At 30.2% G+C, this 8,382-nt stretch carries 7 protein-coding genes; 6 read left to right on the top strand and 1 reads right to left on the bottom strand.

Annotated features, from left to right (window positions below; genetic code table 11):
- A partial coding sequence (locus VK998_RS10520; protein ID WP_325228083.1) for a hypothetical protein occupies window positions 1-388 on the bottom strand: 388 nt, incomplete at its 3' end.
- A gap of 217 nt (window positions 389-605) precedes the next feature.
- On the opposite strand from VK998_RS10520, the gene VK998_RS10515 reads away from it, so the two are divergent.
- From VK998_RS10515 to VK998_RS10490, 6 genes are all read left to right on the top strand, one after another.
- Window positions 606-2,738, top strand: coding sequence for an adenosylcobalamin-dependent ribonucleoside-diphosphate reductase (locus VK998_RS10515; RefSeq protein ID WP_325228082.1), 2,133 nt, complete (start codon window positions 606-608; stop codon window positions 2,736-2,738).
- A gap of 127 nt (window positions 2,739-2,865) precedes the next feature.
- Window positions 2,866-4,275, top strand: coding sequence for a site-specific DNA-methyltransferase (locus tag VK998_RS10510; protein WP_325228081.1), 1,410 nt, complete (start codon window positions 2,866-2,868; stop codon window positions 4,273-4,275).
- Window positions 4,260-5,723 carry an aminoacyl-histidine dipeptidase gene (locus VK998_RS10505; protein WP_325228080.1) on the top strand — a complete coding sequence of 488 codons (1,464 nt, stop codon included), beginning with the start codon at window positions 4,260-4,262 and terminating at the stop codon, window positions 5,721-5,723. The genes VK998_RS10510 and VK998_RS10505 overlap by 16 nt, the downstream gene beginning before the upstream one ends.
- Window positions 5,724-5,803: 80 nt before the next feature.
- Complete coding sequence (locus tag VK998_RS10500; RefSeq protein ID WP_325228079.1) at window positions 5,804-6,184, top strand: DUF1292 domain-containing protein; 381 nt, start codon at window positions 5,804-5,806, stop codon at window positions 6,182-6,184.
- An 88-nt stretch (window positions 6,185-6,272) separates the two neighbouring features.
- On the top strand, window positions 6,273-7,106 hold the full coding sequence (locus VK998_RS10495) for a Cof-type HAD-IIB family hydrolase (protein ID WP_325228078.1): 834 nt from the start codon (window positions 6,273-6,275) through the stop codon (window positions 7,104-7,106).
- 89 nt (window positions 7,107-7,195) lie between these two features.
- Window positions 7,196-8,382, top strand: a 1,187-nt coding sequence (locus VK998_RS10490; protein ID WP_325228077.1) for a M1 family metallopeptidase, incomplete at its 3' end; no start/stop codon positions are given.

The following is an 8,382-nucleotide window of genomic DNA, read 5'->3' as shown; positions in this document are numbered from 1 at the left end:
CCTCTTTTTCGGGGTTAATAAGCTTTTTTTTCAATATAGGATGGACTTTAATAGAATTTTGCAAAAACCTCTTATGAAAGGTTACTTTTCCATCCATATAAATCCAATCTGCATATCTTCCATCTTTTAAAGACTCCAGTTCTTCTTTTGAAAAGTCTTTAATTTGTTTTTGAGCCAAAGATAAAGCTTCATCAAAGGAATAAATATAATCCTGCTTAAACCTTCGAATTCTATCCCTTTCAAAGATTAATCTATCTTTTAATATTTTTGGAATATTTCTCGACATATATAGGTTTATTAGATCTAAAGCTTTTGAAAAATCGCCAAATACTACCAATTTATTTACATCTTCTGGCAAATCTATCATCAAAGATTTTAGCCTATTCATCTTTATCCCTCCATAATTAAATAATATTGCTTTAATATATTATATAGATAAAAGGATAAAAATGAAAGCATAATAAAGAGAATCCTAGATATTCAATAAGACTAAAGTATTAAAAAAGAAATTCCTCCTTGATTATAAAATTTATTTATGATAAATTGGGTATATATTGTGTGTAGGTAATTAAAATATACAATATATAGACGTGAGGAGGAATTCTATGTTAACATTAGAAAAAAGAAATGGTATGATTGTTGATTTTGATGGGAATAAAATAGTCAATGCTATAAGCAAAGCTATGGCAGAGACTGAAATAGGTATAGATGAGGAAGTTGCAAAACAAATTGCAGATAAAGCATATAATACCTTTAAAGATTTGGAAGTAGTACACATTGAAAAGATTCAAGACTTTGTTGAAATTGAACTAATGAAAAGAAGGCCAGATGTAGCCAAAAAATATATCTTATATAGAAATGAAAGGGCAAGGCTCAGAAAACATGGTTGGGTTATGACTGACTTGCAAAGAGATATATATGAGAAAAAATATAGATTTCAAAATGAATCCTTTGATGAATTTTTAACTAGAGTAAGTGGTGGCAATAACTTTATTAAAAAAGCTATTAAAGATAAAAAATTTATGCCTGCTGGAAGGATATTAGCCGGCAGAGGTTTATATAAACATGGAAGGAAGATGACATTATCTAATTGTTATGTGATGCCAAAGGTAGAAGATAATATTGAATCTATATTTGATACAGCCAAGTATATGGCAAGAACCTATTCTTATGGTGGTGGAGTTGGATTAACTTTATCTAAATTAAGACCAAAAGGAGCTAAAGTAAATAACGCCGCAAGTACTACTACAGGAGCCGTTTCTTTTATGGATCTCTATTCTCTAGTTACTGGATTGATTGGTATGAGAGGAAGACGAGGAGCCTTGATGCTTAATTTAGATTGTGATCATCCAGATATTGAAGATTTTATAGATGTGAAAAATGATTTAACTAAAGTTAAATATGCAAATATTTCTGTAAACATTACCGATGAATTTATGAAAGCGGTAGTGGAAGATAATGACTATGAATTATATTTTAAAGTAGAGGCAACTGGAGAGGAAATTAAAAGGACAATAAAGGCTAGAGATTTGTTTAGAAAACTGGCAATGAATAATTGGAATATGGCAGAGCCGGGAATGTTATTTACAAACCGAATTAATTCTTGGCATCTAATGAGCGAAGACGATGCATTTGAATTTGCAGGAGTAAATCCTTGTGCAGAAGAAACTTTACCAGCCTTTGGGTCTTGTAATCTGTCGTCTATTAATTTAGGTGAATTTGTTAGAAATCCTTTCACCAAAAAAGCAGGATTTGAATTTGAAAGATTTGGTGAAATGGTTAGAGAAGGAGTTATCTATTTAAATGAAGCATTAGACGAAAACATGAAACTTCACCCCTTAGCTCAACAGAGGGAGATGGCTAGGGATCTACGACAGATTGGGCTTGGGATTATGGGAGTTGCAGATATGTTCATTAAGCTAGGCATTAGATATGGCAGTGAGGAATCAATAAACCTAATTCACCAAATTGGCAAAGTTTTGATAAACGAAGCTTTAAAGCAATCTGCCTTACTAGCAAAAGAACAAGGTCCTTTCCCTAAATATAGGGAAGAAGCTGTTTTAAAATCTCCGTTTTTGATATCAAATGCAAAAGAAGAAGTATTTGAATTGATTAAGAAATATGGACTAAGAAATAGTCAACTTCTGACTATACCTCCTACAGGAAGTATATCCACTTTAATAGGTTGTAGTAATGGGTTGGAACCAATATTTCAGGTATCATATACTAGAAAATCAGAATCTCTTCACCATGAAGATACCTATTATAAAGTATTTACTCCTATTGTGAAAGAATATATGGAAAGAAATAATGTTAATACTGAAGAGGATTTACCAGATTTTTTTGTAACGACTTCTACACTAGATTATCGGGAACGAATTGAATTGCAAGCTGCATGGCAACAATATATTGATGCGAGTATATCTTCGACAGTAAATGTTCCGAATGAATTTACCGTAGAAGAAGTAGAAGAACTATATATTTATGCTTGGCGAAAAGGTTTGAAGGGTGTTACAATCTATAGAGATGGTTGTGCTAGAGAAGGTATACTTATTACAAATAAAGCAAATTTAAGCACTATGGAAAAAATAGAAAAATTACAATTGGAATTAGATGAATTAATAAATCAACAGTTGGAAAAAGATCCAGACACTTGTCCAATATGTGGAGGAAGATTAATTCATAGTGGCGGATGTTCTGAATGCCAGGATTGTGGGTATAGCCCATGCTCCATATAAAATAAAAAGTTCAAGTAATTCTGAGGTAAAAAGTTATGTTAATTTTATTAAGCTACCTCAGAATTATTTGTTTTTATTTTAGTTAATATAGTATAATAAGATTAAATTATCTTTGAAGGAGATATATATGATTATAATAGAAAAATTGCCAGAAATCCTTAATAATAGTAAAAATGAGGTAGAAAGTATTTTGGGAAAACCTTTTATAGAACCTTTTGTTCAAATAGAAAAATTAGTACCTAATATTAATAATAGAAAAATTGTAAACAATAACAGGTGTTTTAATGGATTTTATCAAGGGGATAATTTAATAGCAATGGTAAAGCTATTAGAAGAAGGATATGAAGGGAAAATAGATTTAATCTATATAGATCCACCTTTTTTAACTAAGACAAAATACAAGGGAAGAATTTTGATGGATAATGGAGGCAAACAAGAGGCTATAGAATATTTTGCATACAATGATATATGGGAAAATGGTTTGTTTTCATACCTTGAAATGTTATGTCCTAGACTTTATTTAATGAAAGAATTATTAAGCGATGAAGGTACTATATATATCCACTTAGACTATAGAACTGTTCATTATGTAAAAGTATTAATGGATCAAATATTTGGTGAAGAAAACTTTTTGAATGAAATTATCTGGGCATATAAATCTGGAGGGGTAAGCCAAAGATATTATTCAAGGAAACATGATACTATATTAGTATATACTAAAGGGAAAGATTATATATTTAACCCACAAAAAGAAAAGTCTTATAATAGAGGGTTAAAACCCTACAGATTTAAAGGAGTTAAAGAGTACAAAGATAATTTAGGTTGGTATACTTTGGTAAATTTAAGAGATGTATGGCAAATAGATATGGTAGGAAGAACTTCCAAAGAAAGGGTTGGTTATGATACACAAAAACCAGAAAAATTATTAGAAAGGATAATTTTAACATCCTCCAACGAAGGCTCTATTGTAGCAGATTTTTTTGCCGGTAGCGGAACAACAGGAGTAGTGGCTGAAAAATTTAATAGAAGATGGATAATGGCAGACAAAGGAGCTTTATCTTCTATAATTATTAGTAAAAGATTAATTGAGAAAGAGTCTTTACCATTTTATACATATAGAATTTATAATAACCATAAAAAAGCAGGTAAATTACTTTTAAAAGAAATAGGGATTAGGAAGAATAGGGAAGGCATAAAAGAAATATACTTAGAATTAGATAAATATGAATTAAATATAGAGCATATAAATATTAAAGGAAAATACAAAACTAATATTAAAAAAATGCTATCAAAAAATTCTTTATCTTTATTAGATTTTATTGGTATTGCTACAGATTATGAAGGAAGTACTCCTGTTATAAATTGGCAATATTATAGAAGCAATGGTTCTAATCTCAATAAAAAAATAAGTATCAATCTAAAAGATATTAATAATGGTCAAAAAATATATATTAAATACGTTAATATATTTGGTCATGGAAGTTCAAATATATATGAAATAATTGATGAAAGGGTGGTTTTATGTCAAGAAAATTAGAAGGATTGAAGCCGGAGAGAGTTTTTTATTATTTTGAGGAAATATCTAAAATTCCTCGTTGTTCTTTCCATGAAGAAAAAATAAGCAATTTTTTAAAAGAATTTGGTGAAACGCAAGGTCTTGAAACAATTCAGGATAAAGCATTGAATATTATAATAAAAAAACCAGGGACATCAGGATATGAAAATAGTCCTACTGTTGTTTTACAGGGGCATATGGATATGGTTTGTGAAAAAGAAGAAGCTACAATCCATGATTTTTCTAAAGATCCTCTTAAATTAAAGGTTGAAGGTGATTTTGTAATGGCAGAAGGGACTACTCTTGGAGGAGATAACGGTATAGCTGTAGCCATGGCATTGGCGTTATTAGAATCAAAAGATATTCCTCATCCTCCATTGGAAGTAATCATTACAACAAACGAAGAATCTGGAATGGATGGAGCCAAAGCTTTAGACCCTAAATACATTGATGGAAGAATGCTTATCAACATAGATTCAGAAGTAGAAGGAACCATTTTGGTTAGCTGTGCAGGTGGAGAAAGAAATATGTTAACCCTTCCTATAGAATGGGAATCTATAAAAACTTTAGATGATAAACTAATATACTCAATAAAAACTGTTGGGTTACAAGGTGGTCATTCAGGGATGGAAATCCATAAGGAAAGGGGCAATGCTATCAAGATTATTACACGTATATTAGCCTTTGTTAAAGATGAATGTAAATTTCACCTTGCACATATAGAAGGTGGTTCAAAGACTAATGCAATACCAAGAAATGGTAAAGCTATTATCGTGTTAGATAGAGAAAATGAAGGCATATTTTCACAAGCTATAGAAGCGTTAGAAGAACAAATACAGGAAGAGTTGGAAATATCAGATCCTGATTTTAAACTTGAAGTAGAAAAAGTTGAACAACAAGTGGATAGAGTATTTACAGAAGATAGTTTCAATAATATTATAGCTGCTTTAACCTTAATTCCAACAGGTGTTCAATCTATGAGTAAGGATATGGAAGGGTTAGTAGAAAGCTCAAATAACTTAGGAATAGTTAAAACTTTAGATGAGAAAATTACTATTGAATCGGCTATCAGAAGCTCTAAAGAGACTTTGAAAAAGAATATTGGCAAACAGATTAAAACGGTATCAGATATAGTAAAAGGTCAGTGGGAAAGTTATGGGTCATATCCTGCTTGGGAATATAATAAGGATTCTCAAATCAGAGATATATTTAAAAGAATATATAAAAATAAATATGGAGAAAATATAAAAGTAGAAGCCATCCATGCAGGTCTAGAATGTGGAATATTTGCAGAAAAGTTTCATGATATGGATATGATATCCTTTGGACCTAATATGTATGGAGTTCACACACCAGAAGAAAAACTTAGTATTGAATCTACTAATAAATCCTATGATTTATTATTAGATGTATTAAAAGAAATAAAATAGTTAAAAATACTATATACTTTTATAATAATATAGGATACTATTAGCATATAATTAAATAATTCCTTGAAAGGAGAATTAATATGAATAAAAATCATGATGAGAATTGTAATTGTGACCAGGGTCACTGTGACTGTGACCATGAAATGGATGTGCTCTATCTTACTCTTGATGACGATACTGAATTAGAATGTAATGTTATAGGAATCTTTGAGGTGGATGACTATGAATACATTGCTTTAGTTCCAGTAGATGATGACCAAGTATTACTATATAGATATGAGGAATATGAAGATGGCGTAGAATTAACAAATATTGAGGAAGACGAGGAATTAGATATAGTTTCAGAAGCTTTCTATACACTCTATGTAGAAGATTTAGATGATGAATTTGATGATTATGAAGATTATGATGACGAGTTTTATGATGATGATCTTGATTATGAAGATGAGGATGAAATATAGGTTCCTACGAACCTATATTTTTTCTGCTTAATTGTACTAAACTTTGGTATAATTAGATTAAGCAGAAAAATAGAGGTGATAATAAAATATGTATAAATTAATTGCCATAGATTTAGATGGCACTTTACTAAACGATGAAAAAGATATACCTTCAGACAATATACAATTGTTAAGAGAATTAATTGATCGAGGATATGAGGTAGTAATTGCAACGGGTAGAAGATATTGGTCTGCAAAACAATTGATCAAGGATATTGGTAGACCTATAGTCATACTAGCTAATAATGGTAATGTAGTTAGAAATACAAAGAATGATCAAATAATAATTAAAAAATATTTAGACTTAGCAGATTTTAAAACCTTGGTAAAGGAAGGGAAAAAAAGAGGATTAGATCCAATAATTCATGTGGATCAATACGATAAAGGAATTGATTTAATCATTGAGATGGACAGGTCTCATAAAAATTACTATAATTATGTATCTCAATCTGAAGAAAGATATAAAAAAGTAAAAAGCTATTTGGAAATAAATGAGGACAGTATATTAGCAGTAGTGTATGCAGGAAGGAAAGAAGAACTAGTAAATTTCCATTTAGATATTAATAAAAGATATCCAAATAGGTATAATTCTCATGTAATAGAAAATATAGTAGTAGCAGAAGCTTTGCTTGAGATAATGAATCCACTAGGATGTAAATGGCTTAGCTTATCTGAATATGCTAAAGAAAAAGGTATAGCTGAAGAAGAAATTATTACAATTGGTGATGATAATAATGATGCAGAGATGATAAAGAATGCAGGATGTGGAATAGCAATGAAGAACGCTAGTGAAGGAGTAAAACAGGTAGCTGATATTATTACCGAAAAAGATAACAATGAATCTGGATTATCTTTTGAACTTAGGAAAATATTAGATTTATAGGAGGAGAAGGGGAGGAAAATGCTAGAATTTATAAAAAATGAGTTGCAACCATAATTAATGCAACTATTTTAATAATTAGGAGGGATTTTGTGAGAAAAAGAAATTATGTATCTGTTATATTAGTTTTGGTTATTTTGTTAAGTAGTTTTCAATTGACCTTTGCTGTAGATATAGACAATCTTACACAGTACAATATGACCATTGAATTAAACGCTGAAGAACATACTGTGGAAGGTATGCAGAATATTAATTTTGTAAATCATTATAATGATGAATTAAAGGAAATAGTGTTCCGTTTATACCCAGATTCCTATAACTCCTATGAAACATTTCCAGCTATAGGAGGAATACATTTTATGGAAGAAGAAATACCTGAATTGCCAGAGGAACAAAAAGGAAATATCGAAATACATAAGGTACGTATAAATGGTAAAGAAGCTGAATATAAAGATGATAGCCAAATACTAAGGATATCCTTGGTAAAGCCCTTAGGAAAAGGAGAAAAGGTAAATATCAAGATAGATTTCAACTTAAAAATACCAGAAGGATACCATCGTTTACATCATATGGAAGGTACATATTCTTTAACCAATTGGTATCCTATATTATCAATTTATGATGAAAAGACAAAAAAATGGGATGAAAACCCATACCATCCTATTGGAGAATCCAACTATAGTGATGTATCCAATTATAATATAAAATTGAAAGTGCCTAAAGAAATGGTAGTAGCACCTACTGGCACCATAGTTAGTGAAAAGGAAGTTGGAGATAATAAAACTCTGACCATTAAAGCAGAAAAGGTTCGTGATTTTGTAATTTTAATGAGTCCAAATTATAATATAAAGACGAAAGAAGTAGATGGTATAAAGATTAGTAATTATTATATAGAACAGAAAGACGGAGAATACAATACGGAGTATAAAGAAAAAACAGCAGATTTAATTCTTGATGAAGTTGCAAAAACAGTTAAATTATTAAATAAAACTATAGGCAAGTATCCATATGACGAATTGAGGATAGCAGAAACATATCTTTCAGGAGGCGCTATGGAATATCCTCAAGTGTTACAGATGGGAATATATCATGATTTATCCAAGGTTAATATAGAAGAAAATGCACCTTTTTTAATAGAGGCAGCAGTCCATGAAGCAATTCATCAATGGTGGTATGTAGGTGTAGGAAACGACGAGTTTAGCGAACCTTTCCTTGATGAATCATTAACCGTATTTACTACAGCTTACTACTTTGAAAAGGAATATGATAAATATCATCC

This window comes from Schnuerera sp., assembly GCF_035459645.1.
GTDB lineage: Bacteria > Bacillota > Clostridia > Tissierellales > Tepidimicrobiaceae > Schnuerera.
Note: the sequence above shows the minus strand (reverse complement) of the source record. Positions and strands in the feature narration are given on the sequence as shown.